13 protein-coding genes are annotated in these 14347 nt (G+C 68.7%); 4 read left to right on the top strand and 9 right to left on the bottom strand.

Annotation, left to right across the window (positions count from 1 at the left end):
* Positions 1 to 70 precede the first annotated feature (70 nt).
* Positions 71 to 985: a LysR family transcriptional regulator ArgP gene (locus C4F17_RS23860; protein ID WP_106936900.1), complete on the top strand. Its 915-nt coding sequence runs from the start codon at positions 71 to 73 to the stop codon at positions 983 to 985.
* A gap of 5 nt (positions 986 to 990) precedes the next feature.
* Here C4F17_RS23860 and C4F17_RS23855 read toward each other — a convergent pair whose 3' ends face one another.
* Together C4F17_RS23855 and C4F17_RS23850 are read right to left on the bottom strand one after the other, a co-directional pair.
* Complete coding sequence (locus C4F17_RS23855) at positions 991 to 2373, bottom strand: M16 family metallopeptidase (RefSeq protein ID WP_106936899.1); 1383 nt, start codon at positions 2371 to 2373, stop codon at positions 991 to 993.
* A 14-nt stretch (positions 2374 to 2387) separates the two neighbouring features.
* Entirely contained in the window at positions 2388 to 3836 is a 1449-nt protein-coding gene (locus tag C4F17_RS23850) for a M16 family metallopeptidase (RefSeq protein WP_106936898.1), read from the bottom strand.
* 29 nt (positions 3837 to 3865) lie between these two features.
* Here C4F17_RS23850 and ftsY point away from each other — a divergent pair, with 29 nt between their 5' ends.
* Positions 3866 to 5149, top strand: coding sequence for a signal recognition particle-docking protein FtsY (gene ftsY, locus C4F17_RS23845; protein ID WP_106936897.1), 1284 nt, complete (start codon positions 3866 to 3868; stop codon positions 5147 to 5149).
* Positions 5150 to 5243: 94 nt separating this feature from the next.
* Here the strand turns inward: ftsY and C4F17_RS23840 are convergent, their stop codons facing one another.
* From C4F17_RS23840 to C4F17_RS23825, 3 genes are all read right to left on the bottom strand, one after another.
* Positions 5244 to 6248 carry a hypothetical protein gene (locus C4F17_RS23840; RefSeq protein WP_159053692.1) on the bottom strand — a complete coding sequence of 335 codons (1005 nt, stop codon included), beginning with the start codon at positions 6246 to 6248 and terminating at the stop codon, positions 5244 to 5246.
* Between the two features lie 194 nt (positions 6249 to 6442).
* Positions 6443 to 8209 (bottom strand): ATP-binding response regulator, encoded by a 1767-nt coding sequence (locus C4F17_RS23830; RefSeq protein ID WP_106937681.1) that lies wholly within the window; start codon positions 8207 to 8209, stop codon positions 6443 to 6445.
* A 46-nt stretch (positions 8210 to 8255) separates the two neighbouring features.
* Positions 8256 to 8981, bottom strand: coding sequence for a response regulator transcription factor (locus tag C4F17_RS23825; RefSeq protein WP_106936894.1), 726 nt, complete (start codon positions 8979 to 8981; stop codon positions 8256 to 8258).
* Positions 8982 to 9166: 185 nt separating this feature from the next.
* On the opposite strand from C4F17_RS23825, the gene C4F17_RS23820 reads away from it, so the two are divergent.
* Positions 9167 to 9631: an Mpo1 family 2-hydroxy fatty acid dioxygenase gene (locus C4F17_RS23820; RefSeq protein WP_106936893.1), complete on the top strand. Its 465-nt coding sequence runs from the start codon at positions 9167 to 9169 to the stop codon at positions 9629 to 9631.
* Between the two features lie 98 nt (positions 9632 to 9729).
* Positions 9730 to 10671: an RNA polymerase sigma factor RpoH gene (gene rpoH / locus C4F17_RS23815; protein WP_081269917.1), complete on the top strand. Its 942-nt coding sequence runs from the start codon at positions 9730 to 9732 to the stop codon at positions 10669 to 10671.
* 48 nt (positions 10672 to 10719) lie between these two features.
* Here rpoH and C4F17_RS23810 read toward each other — a convergent pair whose 3' ends face one another.
* From C4F17_RS23810 to C4F17_RS23795, 4 genes are read right to left on the bottom strand one after another with little or no spacing between them, the layout of a single operon-like run.
* Positions 10720 to 11544: a DNA alkylation repair protein gene (locus tag C4F17_RS23810; RefSeq protein ID WP_106936892.1), complete on the bottom strand. Its 825-nt coding sequence runs from the start codon at positions 11542 to 11544 to the stop codon at positions 10720 to 10722.
* Between the two features lie 13 nt (positions 11545 to 11557).
* The gene (locus C4F17_RS23805; protein WP_081269919.1) at positions 11558 to 12175 is read right to left on the bottom strand and encodes an SCO family protein; all 618 of its coding nucleotides are present in this window, start codon (positions 12173 to 12175) and stop codon (positions 11558 to 11560) included.
* 13 nt (positions 12176 to 12188) lie between these two features.
* Positions 12189 to 13094, bottom strand: a complete 906-nt coding sequence (gene cyoE, locus C4F17_RS23800; RefSeq protein WP_106936891.1) for a heme o synthase — start codon at positions 13092 to 13094, stop codon at positions 12189 to 12191.
* Positions 13091 to 14326 (bottom strand): COX15/CtaA family protein, encoded by a 1236-nt coding sequence (locus C4F17_RS23795; RefSeq protein ID WP_106936890.1) that lies wholly within the window; start codon positions 14324 to 14326, stop codon positions 13091 to 13093. The genes cyoE and C4F17_RS23795 overlap by 4 nt, the downstream gene beginning before the upstream one ends.
* Positions 14327 to 14347: the final 21 nt, after the last annotated feature.

Below are 14347 nucleotides of genomic sequence, written 5' to 3'. Positions count from 1 at the left end.
CTTGCGGCCTGCGCGCGGTTAATTCAAACTAAACTTTCTAACGCCGATTCAGTTTTACTTCATCTTCACCATGCTCGACTATGCCGCCCTGAACGCCCTTGCAGCCGTCGTGCGCGAGGGCAGCTTCGAACGCGCGGCCCGCGCGCTCCACGTCACGCCGTCGGCGGTGTCGCAACGCATCAAGCAGCTCGAAGAGCGCACCGGCGGCGCCTTGCTCGTGCGCGGCCAGCCCTGCGTGGCGACCGAGGCGGGGCTGCAGCTGTGCCGGCATGTCGAGCGCGTGGGCATGCTGGAGCACGAACTGCGCGACGCCATGCCCGTGCTGGGCATGGGCAGTGGCGAGGCCGCCGACGAGCGGCTGACGGTGCGCGTGGCCGTCAACGCCGACAGCCTGGCGACCTGGTTCATCGCGGCGGCGGCAGCCTTCACCGCGCAGGCACGGACGGTGCTGCTCGACCTCACGGTGGACGACCAGGACCACACGGCCGAGCGGCTGCGCAGCGGCGCGGTGCTGGCGGCCGTCACGGCGCTGGCAAAGCCGGTGGCGGGCTGCAACAGCGAGGCGCTGGGCACGGTGCACTACGTGGCGGCCGCGAGCCCGGCATTCGTACGCGACCATTTCGCCAAGGGCGTGGGTGCGCGCACGCTGGCGAACGCGCCGAGCCTGGTGTTCGACCGCAAGGACCGGCTGCAGGCGCGCTGGGTGCGGCGCATCTGCCACCGCAATGTCGAGACGCCGCGGCACTGGGTGCCCTCGCCCACCGCTTTCGTCGAGGCTGCGTGCGCCGGCATGGGCTGGGGCATGCATCCGGCCAGCATGGTGGCCGGCGCCTTCCGCGAAGGCAGGCTGGTGGAGCTGGTGCCCGGGTCGACGCTGCCGGTGCCGCTCTACTGGCAGCAGGCGCGCGCGGCGCCGCGCCTGCTGGAAAAACTCGGCGCCGCCGTTCGCGCGGCCGCCAGCCAGGGGCCGCACGCCCTGGCCTAGTCGCTTTACTGCGGCTGCGCCTTGGCGGAGGCCTGTGCGGGCTTCCCGCCCACCACCACCGTCACCATGCGCTCCGGCTGCAGCTTGCGCTGGAACGCGGCCTTGATGTCTGCCGCCGTGACCGCGTTCATGCGCGCGGTCCAGGTGTCGAGGTAGTCCAGCGGCAGGTCGTGCCAGGCGATGTTGGCCACGTTGCCGATCAGCTTGCGATTGCTGTCGAGCAGCAGCGGGAAGCCGCCGATCACGTTGTCCTTGGCGGCCTTCAGCTCGCTGGCGGTCGGGCCTTCGGCCACGAACTTCGCGAGCACCTCGCGCGACACCTTCACCGCTTCCTCGGCCTGGTCGGGCCGGGTCTGGAAGCCGATGCGGAACGCGCCCGCCTCGAGCCCCGGCGCGAAGCCGCTGTAGATGCTGTAGGTGAGCCCGCGCTTCTCGCGTACCTGGTCGGTCAGCCGCGACACGAAGCCGCCGCCGCCGAGCACGTAGTTGCCCAGCGTGAGCGCGAAGTGGTCCGGGTCCTTGCGCGGATAGCCGGGCTGGCCGATGAAGACATGGGCCTGCGCCGAGTCGAACGGAATGCGCTCTTCCTTCGGCGCGGTCAGCGCGGCCACGGGCGCGATGGCCGGCAGCGGCGTGCAGGCCTCCGGCCCGGGCAGGCGCGACAGCAGCGTGTTGGCGAGCGTCTCGGCCTCGGCGCGCGTGACGGCGCCGACGATGCTGAGCTTGGCGCGGCACGGCACCATCAGCTGCTCGTAGCGCTGGCGCATGGCGGCGGTGTCGATGCGCGCCAGCGTTTCCTCGGTCACTTCCTGGCCGTAGGGATGCGTGCCGTACACCGTCTGCGCGAAGGCGCGGCCCGCAACGGTCGCGGGCTTGGTGTTGGCCTCCTTGATGGCGGCGTTGATGCGCTCGCGCTCGCGCTGCCACACGTCGTCGGGGAAGGCCGGCTCGCCGATCTCGCGCGAAGCCAGCGCGACGGCCTTGTTCAGCAGCGCCGGGTCGGACAGCGTGCGCAGCGAATAGCTGGTGCGGTCGGTGCCGGCGCTCACGTCGAAGCTGGCGCCCAGGTCGGCCCAGGCTTCGCCGAGGGCATTCTGGTCGAGCGCGGGCTCGCCGCCCTTGCCTGCGCGCACGCCCTTCTCGACCATCGCGGCCGTGGTGCTGGCCAGGCCGGCCTGCGGTGCCGGGTCGCGTCGGCTGCCGGCATCGAAGTCGAGCTGCATGTCGACGATCGGCAGCGCGTTGGTCGACACCAGATAGATCTTGGCGCCGTTGGCGAGCGTCCAGTGCTGGATGGGCAGCGCGGCATGCGCGCCGGTCATGCCCGTGAGGGCCGCCACGCCTGCGAACAGCAGGGCGCATGCGGTTTTCTTGAGAGTCTTCGTCATGGAATCGGGACCTTTCAGCGCAGCTCGCCCGCGGGCGCAGCGAAACCGCGGCCGCGCTTGGCCTCGGGCGGCAGGGGCCGCAGCGTGGCGACCGTGAGCTGGTCGTCGCCGAAGTACTTCGCGGCCACGGCCTGCACCTGCGCGGCCGTGACGGCTTGCAGCCGCGCGACGATGCGTTCGCTGGCGTCCAGCGGCAGCCCCTGGATCCAATTGCTGCCGAGTTCGCGCGCCTGCGCCATCACCGAGTCGCGCTTGTAGGTTTCGCTCGCCACCCATTGCGTCTTGACCCGGGCCAGTTCCGCTTCGCCCACGCCTTCCTTGGCGATGCGCGCCACCTGCGCGCGCAAGGCGGCCTCGACCGCCTCGGCGCTCTTGCCGGCGGCCGGCACGCCTTCGAGCACGAAGAGCTGCGGCCCGCGGCCGATGAAGCCCGCATAGGCGCCGGCCGAATCGGCGACGCGGTCGGGGCCCTGCGTGAGCGCGCGGTCGAGCCGCGCGCCGGCATAGCCGTCGAGCACGGCGGACAGCACCACCAGCGCCCAGGAGTCGCTGTTCACGTCGTCGATGTTCGCGATCTGCGGCACGCGGTAGGCCAGCGACACATAGGCCTGCTCGGCGGGCGCCTTGAATTCGAGGCGGCGGATGCCGCGCTGCACCGGCTCCACGCGCGGCTTGCGCACGGGCACCGCGCGCGAGGGGATGCGGCCGTAGTACTTCTCGGCCATCGCGCGGACCTGGGCCACGTCGACGTCGCCGGCCACCACCAGCACGGCGTTGGCGGGCACGTACCAGCGCTGGTGGAAGTCGCGCACGTCTGCCGGGGTCATGGCGTCGAGGTCGCTCATCCAGCCGACCACGGGGCGGTGGTAGGGCGACGCGATGAAGACGGCGGCGTTCTGCTGCTCGCCGAGCAGGGCGCGCGGCTGGTCTTCGGTGCGCAGGCGGCGCTCTTCCTTGACTACTTCGATCTCGCGCTTGAACTCGTCGTCGGGCCACTGGTTGTTGGCGAAGCGGTCGGATTCGAGCTTCATCACCTGCTCGAGGCTGCCGACCGGGATCTGCTGGTAGTAGCCGGTGTAGTCGCGGGTGGTGAAGGCGTTTTCCTGGCCGCCGAGGGCCGCCACGCGGCGCGAGAACTCGCCGGGCTTGATGTCCCTGGTGCCCTTGAACATCATGTGTTCGAGCGCATGTGCGACGCCGGAGGTGCCGTCGACTTCGTCGAGGGAGCCGACGCGCACCCAGACCATCTGCACCGCCGTGGGCGAGCGCCGGTCGGGCTGGACGATCAGCGTCATGCCGTTGGCAAGGGTGAATTGCTGGGGTCCCGGCGCAGCCGCGGCGGCGGCGGACGAAGCGGCGGGGGCCGGAGTGGACTGGGCCTGCGCAGGCATGGCCCACGGCGCCACGAGCGCCATCGCCAGCACCGCACCAGACGCAGCACGGCGTGGCGGGAGGTGTTTCATAGAATGGGTCGGATTGTAAAAAGCTCCTGATGTTCAGTTTCTTCAAGAAAAAACCGCCTGCCGATGCCCCGGTCGCGCCGGCGCCCCCTCCGGCCGCCGCGCCAGCGCCCGCCCCGGAGCCCGCGCCCACGCGCTCGGTGTTCTCGCCTTCGAGCTGGTTCGGCTCGAAGCCTGCGGCGGAGGAAGCGCCTGCCGTGCCTGCGCCTGCGCCGGCCCCTGCTCCAACGCCCGCTCCGGCACCAGCACCTGCACCGGCACCGGCCGCCCCTGCGCCGGTCGTCGCGGCGCCGGCGCCAGCCCCGGTGGTGGCCGCTCCGCCTGCGGCACTGGCGCCCGTCTTCGCTCCCGCGCCAGCTCCGGCGCCTGCCCCCGTCCCGGCTCCCTCCCCGGTCGCCTCGGCGCCGGCGGTCCCCGAGCGCAAGAGCTGGCTCGACAAGCTCAAGACCGGCCTGCGCAAGACCGGCACCGGCATCCAGGCCGTCTTCGTCAACGCCCAGATCGACGACGCACTCTATGAAGAGCTCGAGTCCGCCCTGCTGATGGCCGACACCGGCGTCAAGGCGACCGAGTACCTGCTCGAAGACCTGCGCGGCCGCGTCAAGCGCCAGATGGCCACCGACGCGGCCCAGGTCAAGGTCCTGCTGGCCGAGGCGATCGCCGACCTGCTCAAGCCGCTGGAGAAGCCGCTGGTCATCGGCCAGTTCACGCCCACCGTCATCATGGTGGCCGGCGTCAACGGCGCGGGCAAGACCACGTCCATCGGCAAGCTCACCAAGCACCTGGCCACCGAAGGCGCCTCGGTGCTGCTGGCCGCGGCCGACACCTTCCGGGCTGCCGCACGCGAGCAATTGCTGGTCTGGGCCGACCGCAACACGGTCGAGATCGTGAGCAACGAGGGCGGCGACCCCTCCGCCGTGAGCTTCGACGCGGTGAATGCCGGCAAGGCGCGCGGCAAGGACGTGGTGCTGGTCGACACGGCCGGCCGCCTGCCGACGCAGCTGCACCTGATGGACGAGCTCAAGAAGATCAAGCGCGTCGTCACCAAGGCCGACGCCACGGCGCCGCACGAGGTGCTGCTGGTCATCGACGGCAACACCGGCCAGAACGCGCTTGCGCAGGTCAAGGCATTCGACGAGACGCTGGGCCTCACGGGCCTGATCGTCACCAAGCTCGACGGCACGGCCAAGGGCGGCGTGCTGTGCGCCATTGCGCGCGATAGGCCGATCCCGGTGTACTTCATCGGCGTAGGCGAGAAGCTGGAAGACCTGGAGACCTTCGACGCGCGCGAGTTCGCGCAGGCGCTGCTCGGCTGACGCGGCCCGTGCCCCACCCATAAAAAAACGGCCCCGGCTTGCACCGGGGCCGTTTCTCTTTTCTTCTTTTCTTCTCTTCTCCCCCCTCGCCGGGTCAGAGACCGAACGGCGATGTCGGCATGCACAGGGCGGGCCCCGTGCAATTGCTGGCCTTGTAGTAGTAGTTGCGCGTCTGCGAGTTCACGATCATCGGGCCGATGAGGGCGAAGCCGGTCGCGCCCAGCGTGTTCGACTGCTCGATCTCCGCTGCCAGCGTGTCCTTCGGAACCAGCGCCTGGTAGGTGAAGGTGCTGGACTGCGAAAGGTCCTTGGCGAAGATGTTCCCGAAGCTGTACGGTCCCCTGAAGCGGAAGCCGCGAGCGCCCGCCTCCTCGAACTGCGCCAGGGTCGCGCCGACGTCGGATGCGTCGTCTTTCACTTCATAGGCGAACGTGGAATTGCCGACCGAGCTCTTCTCGAAGACCGCGACCATCGCCGAGCCGAACCCGTAGGCCGGCGCGGTATTGAAGTAGCCCTCCGCGCCCTGCGCGTTGCCACGCGCGATGAAGTCGGACCTGCTGGCCGCCGCGGCCTCGGTGCGGTAGGTGTAGGTGGCGCTGGTGCCGCTGTCCTTGCGATAGATCATCACCGGCACGTTGTTCACGCTGCTCGCGCCGGCCCAGCGATAGCCGCGCCCGCCCGCTTCGTTGGCCTGGGCCAGGAAGGCATCCGCGTCCGCCGGCGTCGCCTTCGTCTCGTAGACGTAGGTGATGTCGCCGGTCTTGTAGTAGACGTTGGCGCCGGCACCGGACTGGGCCGCCGTCAACGCGCCGAGGAACCTGAAGCCCTTCGCACCTTCGGTATTGAGGTCGTTCAGGAAAGCCGCGCCATCGGCTGGATACGGCACCTGCTCGTACAGGAAGGTGCTGGTGGCCGGCGCGGGCGCGGGCGCAGGGGCTGGCGCGGGGGGCTCCGCGGGCGGCGGAGCGGGAGCGGGAGGCGGGGACGGGAGAACGCCGATGGGCGCAAAGCTGTTGCCATCGTTGCCGCCGCCGCCGCAAGCCGCCAGGGCAAGCGTCGCCGCGACTGCTGCGGCTACCGCCGCGAGTCTGAACTTCATTGGGGAAAAACCTCCGGAATCCATGTGTTGTGAGCGCTCTGGCAAGTGGAATCGGACGGGGTGTCCGAGTCGCCAGTGCCCCGCTAAGTTAATGCGCAACCACGGTATTCGCCAGTGCCGAAAGTCATTTCATCTGTCGGCTACAGATGCCATTGGCACTCAATTAATACCAATAGGCTCAAAAATCGAATGGACTACCGGGCCGCCGCAAGTTCCGCCATCGCACGCAGCAGCGATTCGGCGGCCACCGGCTTGAACAGCACCGGCACGCGCGATTCGCGCACGCGCTGCAGCCGGTCCGGCGAGGTTTCGCCGGTGATGAGCAGCAGCGGCGTGGCCGTCGTGCCCTGGTTCGCGGCCTGGCTCAGGCGCAAGCCGGCGTCGAGCCCGTCCGCGCCGTCGGCCAGCCGGTAGTCGCACAGCAGCAGATCGAAGGGACGGCCTTCGGCGGCGGCCTGCTTCAATGCCTCGGCCGCGGCTTCCTCGCTGTCGACGGCATGCGCATCGACGGCATGGGAGCGCAGCAGCCCCACCATGGCCTCGCGGATTTCCAGTTCGTCGTCGAGCAGCAGCACGCGCCCGGGCAACGCGGACTCGGGGTTGCCGCCACGCAGCGCCGATGCGGCCCCCGCGACGGACGCCGATGCGGCCGCCGACCGTGCCGGCGCCTTCACCGCGGGCACCACCACGCGGAAAAATGTGCCGCGCCCCGGCCGCGAATGCATCTGCACCGGATGGCCGAGCAGCCGCGACAGCCGCTGCACGATCGACAGCCCGATGCCCAGCCCGCGCGAACGGTCGCGGCCTGGATTGTTGATCTGATAGAACTCCTCGAAGATCCGGCTCGACTGTTCGGGCGCGATGCCGATGCCGCTGTCGCGCACCTCGATCCACACGGTTTCGCCGCGGTCGCGCGCCGTCACGGTCACGCCGCCGCGTGCCGTGTATTTCAGCGCGTTGTCCATCAGGTTGGACAGCATGCGGTGCAGCAGTTGCGGATCGCTGTGCACCCACAGGCCGCTGGCGAGCACGCGCAGTTGCAGCTGCTTGTGTTCGGCCCGGGCCGCGAAGGTGTGATTGAGCGGCAGGAACAGCGCGTCGAGCTGCACCGGCTGCGGCACCGGTGTGACCACGCCCGCGTCGAGCCGCGAGACGTCGAGCATCGTGTCGAGCGATGCACCCAGCGCATTCACCGCGCGCATCAGGCGCTCGGCATTTCTGCGCTCTGGGCGGTCGCGCAGTTCGTTTTCCAGCGCGGCGCCGAACAGCGCGATGGCGTGCAGCGGCTGGCGCAGGTCGTGGCTGGCGGCGCCGAGAAAACGCGTCTTTTCTTCGCTGGCGCGTTCGGTGGCGGCAATCTGCTCGCCGAGCCGTGCGGCAAGCGCCTCGTTCTCGAAGCGCAGCAGGAGCGACTCGGTGAGCAGCTTGTGCTGGCCGACGCCCGCATGCAGCGTCAGGAGCAGGTAGGCGGCGCCGGCCGCCGCCAGGAAGAGGTGCAGGCCGTCGCCCTGCCAGGCGAGCGCGGTGATCATGCCCAGCGACATCGGCATCGTGTAGCCGAACAGCGCCGGCTTCAGCGGCCAGAGCGACTGGGCCGCGCGAGCGCAGCTGCCGACGATCACGGCCATCAGCAGCGACGTCATGGGCAGGTTTTCGTGCGGCACGATGAGCCAGGGCACCACGGCGGTGACCATGCTCACCAGCGTGACCATGCGCGAGATCTTGCGCGCCCAGTAGGCGCTTTCGCGCGCCGGCCGCTCGGGCGTCCAGCGCGGGGTGAAGAGCACGTAGATGTCGGCGATCAACAGCGCGGCGAGCCAGAACAGCAGGCTCGGGTCTTTCAGCTGCGAATAGATGATGGCGCCGAACACCAGCACGAACGCCATGTGCGTCAGCGTCGAGACGATGTAGGTGCTGTAGACCGAGGCGATGCTCTCGCGCAGCACCCGCTGGCCGAGCATGTAGTCGGCGGACGGCTCGCTCGGCGCCACGGTCGGTGCGCTCAAATCAGTGCAGGGTGCTGATCAGCTGGGCACGCGATCGCATGCCGAACAGCAGCAGGATGGTCGAGACGTGGTTCTTCACGGTGCCTTCGCTCAGGTTCGCAAGCTGCGCGATTTCCTTGTTCGCCTTGCCTTCGAGCACCCATTGCAGCACCTGCATCTGGCGCGGCGTGAGCTCCTGCCAGGCGCTGGCATGGGGGAATTCGGCATGGCCGGCGAGCGGCCTGGAAAAGGCCGGCGGCGGGGGTTCGGCGGCGCCGGGCGCCGAGGGGTCGAGCAGGCCGCAGGCGCGGATGAAGCTCACCACTTCCTTCAGGTCGGCCGACTTGGGCAGGAAGGCTGCCGCGCCCAGCGCCAGCACGCCCTGCGCCAGCGTGCTGTTTCCGGTGCCCGAGAGCACCACGATGCGCGCGTCGGGAAAGCGCTGGCGGAAGTCGGCCAGGCCGCTCAGGCCGCGCGTGTCCGGCAGCGCCAGGTCGAGCAGCACGAGGCCGATGGACGCCTGGTGGGTTTCGTAGAGCACCAGCGCGTCGGCCACGTTGCCGGCCTCGAAAACCTCGATGCTCGCGCCGGAGGACGCCGCCTGCGCCTGGACCAGCGCGCAGACGCCGAGGCGCAGCAGGTCGTGGTCGTCCACGACGAGGATCGCGGTGGGTGCGGGGTTGGCGGCGGACGTGCCGGTCTCGGCGGCCGGATGCGGGGGCGTGGATGAGGTGTCGAGGGAAGCCACGCGCTTGATCTTAGCGGCGCGACGGCGCGATGAAAGTGCCCAAAGTCATTCTGTGCGCGCACCTGTAATGCTTTCAAGCTACTTTTTTGATAGCAAATACGCATCGGAAGCGCTCTTGCCATCGGGCTTTTCCGTGTGCACCATCGAAGCTCCGCCGCATCGAACGGCGCCCACGGAGACACGCCATGACGCACACCGCCGCCGCCCCGCTCGAATCGAGCGATCGCAAGGTCGACCGGCTGCTCGCCCACTACGAGGAGAGCCACCGGAACCCGACCAACGAACTGATCCATTTCGTGGCCATCCCGGCCATCATGCTGAGCATCGTCGGGCTGCTGTTCGCCATCCACCCATGGGTGGCGTACGTGTTCGTGGCGGCCAGCCTCGTGTACTACGCCCTGCTGCGGGCGCCCGCCTTCCTGCTGGCCATGGCCCTGCTCACCGCCATTGCCCTGGCGCTGGTCCATGCGATGGGCGGCCTTGTATTGCCGCTTTCGGCCGCTATCTTTGTAGTGGCCTGGATCTTTCAGTTCGTGGGCCACAAGCTGGAAGGCAAGAAACCTTCGTTCTTCGAAGACATCCAATACCTCTGGGTCGGCCCGCTGTTCGTTCTGTCGAAGCTCTTTCTCAAGCTAGGCATACGCTGGTAGCCTGGGGCTATCGGCGCGATAGAAACTCAAGGGAACCCTTGGTTTAGCACTCCCTCTAACCGAGTGCTAATATGGCCAACACAAAGGAGTTTCCCCTGATGACAACCCTGTCCGGAGTCTCTGCCAACCAGCTGGCCGTCGCCAACCCCTGGTCGATGGTTCCCCCGCTGGGCAACCTGGATGCTTACATTTCGGCCGCCAACCGCCTGCCGCTGCTCACGCTCGAAGAAGAGCAGGGCTTCGCTCGTAAATTGCGCGACCACAATGACCTCGAATCCGCCGGCGCGCTCGTGCTGTCGCACTTGCGCCTCGTGGTCTCCATCTCCCGCCAATACCTGGGCTACGGGCTGCCGCACGGCGACCTGATCCAGGAAGGCAACGTCGGCCTGATGAAGGCCGTGAAGCGTTTCGACCCCGACCAGGGCGTGCGGCTCGTGAGCTACGCCATGCACTGGATCAAGGCCGAAATCCACGAGTACATCCTGAAGAACTGGCGCATGGTCAAGGTCGCGACGACCAAGGCTCAGCGCAAGCTGTTCTTCAACCTGCGCTCGATGAAGCAAGGCTTCAAGGCCGACTCGGCCGCGGCCGACAACGGCACGCACCGCGACACGCTGAGCCCCGACGAGGTGTCGCAGATGGCGACCCGGCTCAACGTCAAGCCCGAAGAAGTGCTCGAGATGGAAACCCGCCTGTCGGGCGGCGACGTCATGCTCGACCCGGGCCCGTCGGACGACGGCGAAGAAGCCTTCGGGCCCATCGCCTACCTGGCCGACGCCACCCAGGAGCCGACCGCCCTGCTCGAATCGCAGCAGCGCGACCGCCTGTCGAGCGACGGCATCGCCACGGCGCTCGAAGCGCTGGACGACCGCAGCCGCCGCATCGTCGAGGAGCGCTGGCTCAAGGTGAACGACGACGGCTCGGGCGGCATGACGCTGCACGACCTGGCGGACGTGTATGGCGTGAGCGCCGAGCGCATTCGCCAGATCGAAGTCGCTGCCATGAAGAAGATGAAGAAGGCCCTCGCGGACTACGCGTAAGCCTCCTCTCTTCCCAGAATGAAAAAAGCCCGGTCACCCGGGCTTTTTTCATTTGGAGAGCGTACGCATCGCCCGTTTGGCGATGTAGCGGGTCTCGGGCGTGTCCGATTCGGCCAGCCACCGCGCGCAGAGCCGGTCGACCCACTCGCCCTGGCTCTTGCTCGCATCGTTGAGCCAGTTGGCCACCGAGTTCTGCACGTAGCGGCTCGGATCGGCGCGCAGCGGCTCCAGCAGCGGCAGCGCGAGCCAGGGCTCGGTCTTGAGCGCCTCGATCTGCGCGCACCACACGCCGCGCGGCCGCGTGAGTTCGCTGGCAAAACGGCGGATGTTGGGGTCGGCATCGAACACCCAGGGCTGCAGCAGCGCGAGTGCTTCGTCGAGCGAGGCGATGACCGCGTCGCGCACCGCCATCCATGCGATCTCGCGCACGCCGAAGTGCGGATCGGCGGCAAAGCGGCGCACGGCCTCCAGTTGCTGCGGCAGCGGCAGGCCCGAGAGCGTGACCCACTGCGCGGCCCAGCAGCGTGCCACGTCGCTCGCGTGCGTGGCCAGCCGGTGGGCGACGACGTCGCGCTCGGCGTGCAGCGCCGCGAGGTCGTAGAGCGCGCGGGCGATGTGCCCGTGCCGCTGCATCGGCTTGAACGCCGCCAGCATCGCGAGCGTATCGGCCAGCCGCTCGCTCTGCCCGTCGAGCCCGATGTGCCCTGCCACGCTGCGTGCCAGTTGCGGCAACTCCAGCGCCATGAATTCGTTGAGGTTGACGGTCTCGAGCAGCCCGTCGTTGAGCGCGCTCAGCACCTCCGGCGGAATCAGCGCGATCCGGAAGGCGCCCTTGCGCGCCTTCAAGTGCTCGACCGAGCCCATGGCATCCATTCGCCGGCCCCGCTCAGGAAGCGAGCAGGGTCTTCAGGTCCGACACCATGGCCGGCACGCCCGCGCCATAGCGTGCGTAGAGCCGCAGGCGGCCCTGGGTGTCGTACACGTAGCTGGCGGCCGAGTGGTCCATCGAATAGCTGGTCGGCGTCTTGCCCTCGACCTTCTTGTAGTAGACCTTGTAGTCCTTCGCGAGCGCGGCCAGTTCGTCGGCGGTCGGGATCAGCGCCACGAAGCTCGGGTCGAACGCGCCCATGTAGGCCTTGAGCACCTCGGCCGTGTCGCGCGCCGGATCGACGGTGACGAACAGCACCTGCAGCTTGTCGCCGTCCTTGCCGAGCTGCTGCTTGACCTGCGCCATCTCGGTCATGGTGGTCGGGCAGACGTCGGGGCACTGCGCGTAGCCGAAGAACATCACGACCACCTTGCCCTTGAAGTCGGCCATGGTGCGGACCTTGCCGTCGGCATCTTTCAGCGAGAAGTCTTTCGCGTAGTCGGCGCCGGTGATGTCCACCGCATTGAAGCTCTGCTTCTGTTCGCTGCAGGCGGAAAGCCCCAGGCCCAGGGTCGCGGCAACGCCCACCCAGCCGGCGCTTCCGGCGATCAATCTGAGAGCGTTCCGCTTGTTCATGGAAAAGACGTGTTCAGTGGATGTAGTGATCGACGAGCAGCGCCAGGAACAGCACGCTCAGGTGGATCAGCGAGAAGCGGAAGGTCTTTCGCGCCAGGGTGTCGGAGTAGTTGCGCCACAGCGCGAACGCATAGCCGGTGAAGCCGATGCTCACCGCCACGGCCACCGCCAGGTACAGCCAGCCGCTCATGCCGTAGATGAAGGGCATCAGGCAGGCCGCGAACAGGATGAAGGTATACAGCAGCACCTGCAGCCGCGTGAACTCGTTGCCGTGCGTGACGGGCAGCATCGGCAGGCCCGCCTTGCGGTAGTCCTCGACGCGGTAGAGCGCCAGCGCCCAGAAGTGCGGCGGCGTCCACAGGAAGATGATGAGGAAAAGAATCAGCGCCTCCGGGCCCACGTCGCCCGTCATCGCGGCCCAGCCCAGCACCGGCGGCATGGCGCCCGATGCTCCGCCGATCACGATGTTCTGCGGCGTCAGCGGCTTGAGGATCACGGTGTAGATCACCGCATAGCCGACGAAGGTGGCAAAGGTCAGCCACATGGTCAGCGGATTGACCGTGAACCACAGCAGCGCCGAACCCACGGCGCACAGCACCGCCGAGAAGACCAGCGCCTGCAGGTCGCTGAGCTGGCCGCGCGCGGTGGGGCGCCACGCGGTGCGCTTCATCTTGGCGTCGATGCCCTTCTCGACCAGGCAGTTGAAAGCCGCCGCCGCCCCCGCCACCAGCCAGATGCCGATGCAGGCCAGCGCGGCGCGCTGCACGTCGGCCCACGACGGCATGCCGGGCACGGCCAGCACCATGCCGATGAGGGCGCAGAACACGATCAGCTGAACCACGCGCGGCTTGGTCAGCGCGTAGAACTGGCGCAGCACGTTGGCGGTGCTGCTCTGCTGAACGGAAATCGGGGTACTCACGCGGCGGCCTTCCTCTGGTTGTTGTTGTCGCGACCGGTTGCATTGTCACTGGCGCGCGCCACGCGTGCCTCGGGCACGGCGCGCCGGCTCTCGCACAGGGCCCACGTCAGCACCACGGCCAGCGCCGCGGCACCCCCGGTGTGCAGCACGGCCGCCGCCAGCGGCCAGCCGAGCAGCACGTTGCCCAGGCCCGTGGCCAGTTGCAGCAGCGCAAGACCCGCCAGCCAGCGCGCTTGCGGTTTCAGCGTGTCGATGCGGCGCAGGCGCCATGCCAGCACGCCGAGCGCGGCGAACACGGCGTACGCCATCAGCCGGTGCGCATAGTGGATGGCGGTGAGCGCCGAGAAGTCGAGCGGCTGGCCTTCGCCGGTCACGCCGAGGTGACGCCAGATCTCGAAGCCCTGCGCGAAATTCATCGGCGGCCACCAGCTGTCCTGGCAGGTCGGGAACTGCGTGCATGCGAGCACCGCATAGTTGGTGCTGACCCAGCCGCCGAGCGCGATCTGCAGCACCAGCAGCACGGTGGTCGCGATGAGCCCGTTGCGCAGCGCCGGCGACACCGGCGTCGGCAGCCGGCGCGCGGCCGCCTGCCGGTAATGCACGGCCTGGATGCAGAGCAGCGCAAGCAGCACCACGGCGCCCAGCAGATGCAGCGTGACGATCGCGGGGAACAGCTTCCAGGTGACGGTGAGCGCGCCGAAGGCGCCCTGCAGGCAGACCCACACCAGGGTGAAGGCCGGCCACCAGGCGCTGAGCGTGGCGTGGTGATCGCCGTCCTCGGAAGATGACGACGGCTGTGGCGCGCGGCGCTGGCGGCGGCGCACGATCCAGGTCGCGCCTGCGAGCGTGAGGATCAGCACGCCGACGCCCGTTGCCAGGTAGCGGTGAACCATCTCGACCCAGGCCTTGCCATGCGTGACCGGACCGGTCGGCTGCGCACTCTGCGCCATCGCGATCTCGTGGCGCGCACCGTGCGGACTGGCGTTGCCGTAGCAGCCGGGCCAGTCGGGGCAGCCCAGGCCCGAATCGGTGAGACGGGTGAAGGCGCCGAACAGGGTCAGGTCGAAAGTCAGGAACAGCGTGAGAACGGTCAGCGCATGCAGCCGGCGCGCCGGGCCTGCGCCCGCGTTGCGCCGCCAGACCCAGAGCAGCGGGCCGAGCGCGATCAGCACGCCCGCGGCCATGAGCCACGCGATCGGCGTGAGGTCGTAGAGCGAGCTCGTCGTGTCCATGCTGTGCTGCTTGCCTGTCTT

This window comes from Variovorax sp. PMC12, from assembly GCF_003019815.1.
In the GTDB taxonomy this organism is placed as follows: domain Bacteria; phylum Pseudomonadota; class Gammaproteobacteria; order Burkholderiales; family Burkholderiaceae_C; genus Variovorax.
This window is presented reverse-complemented; position numbering and strand designations above follow the sequence as displayed.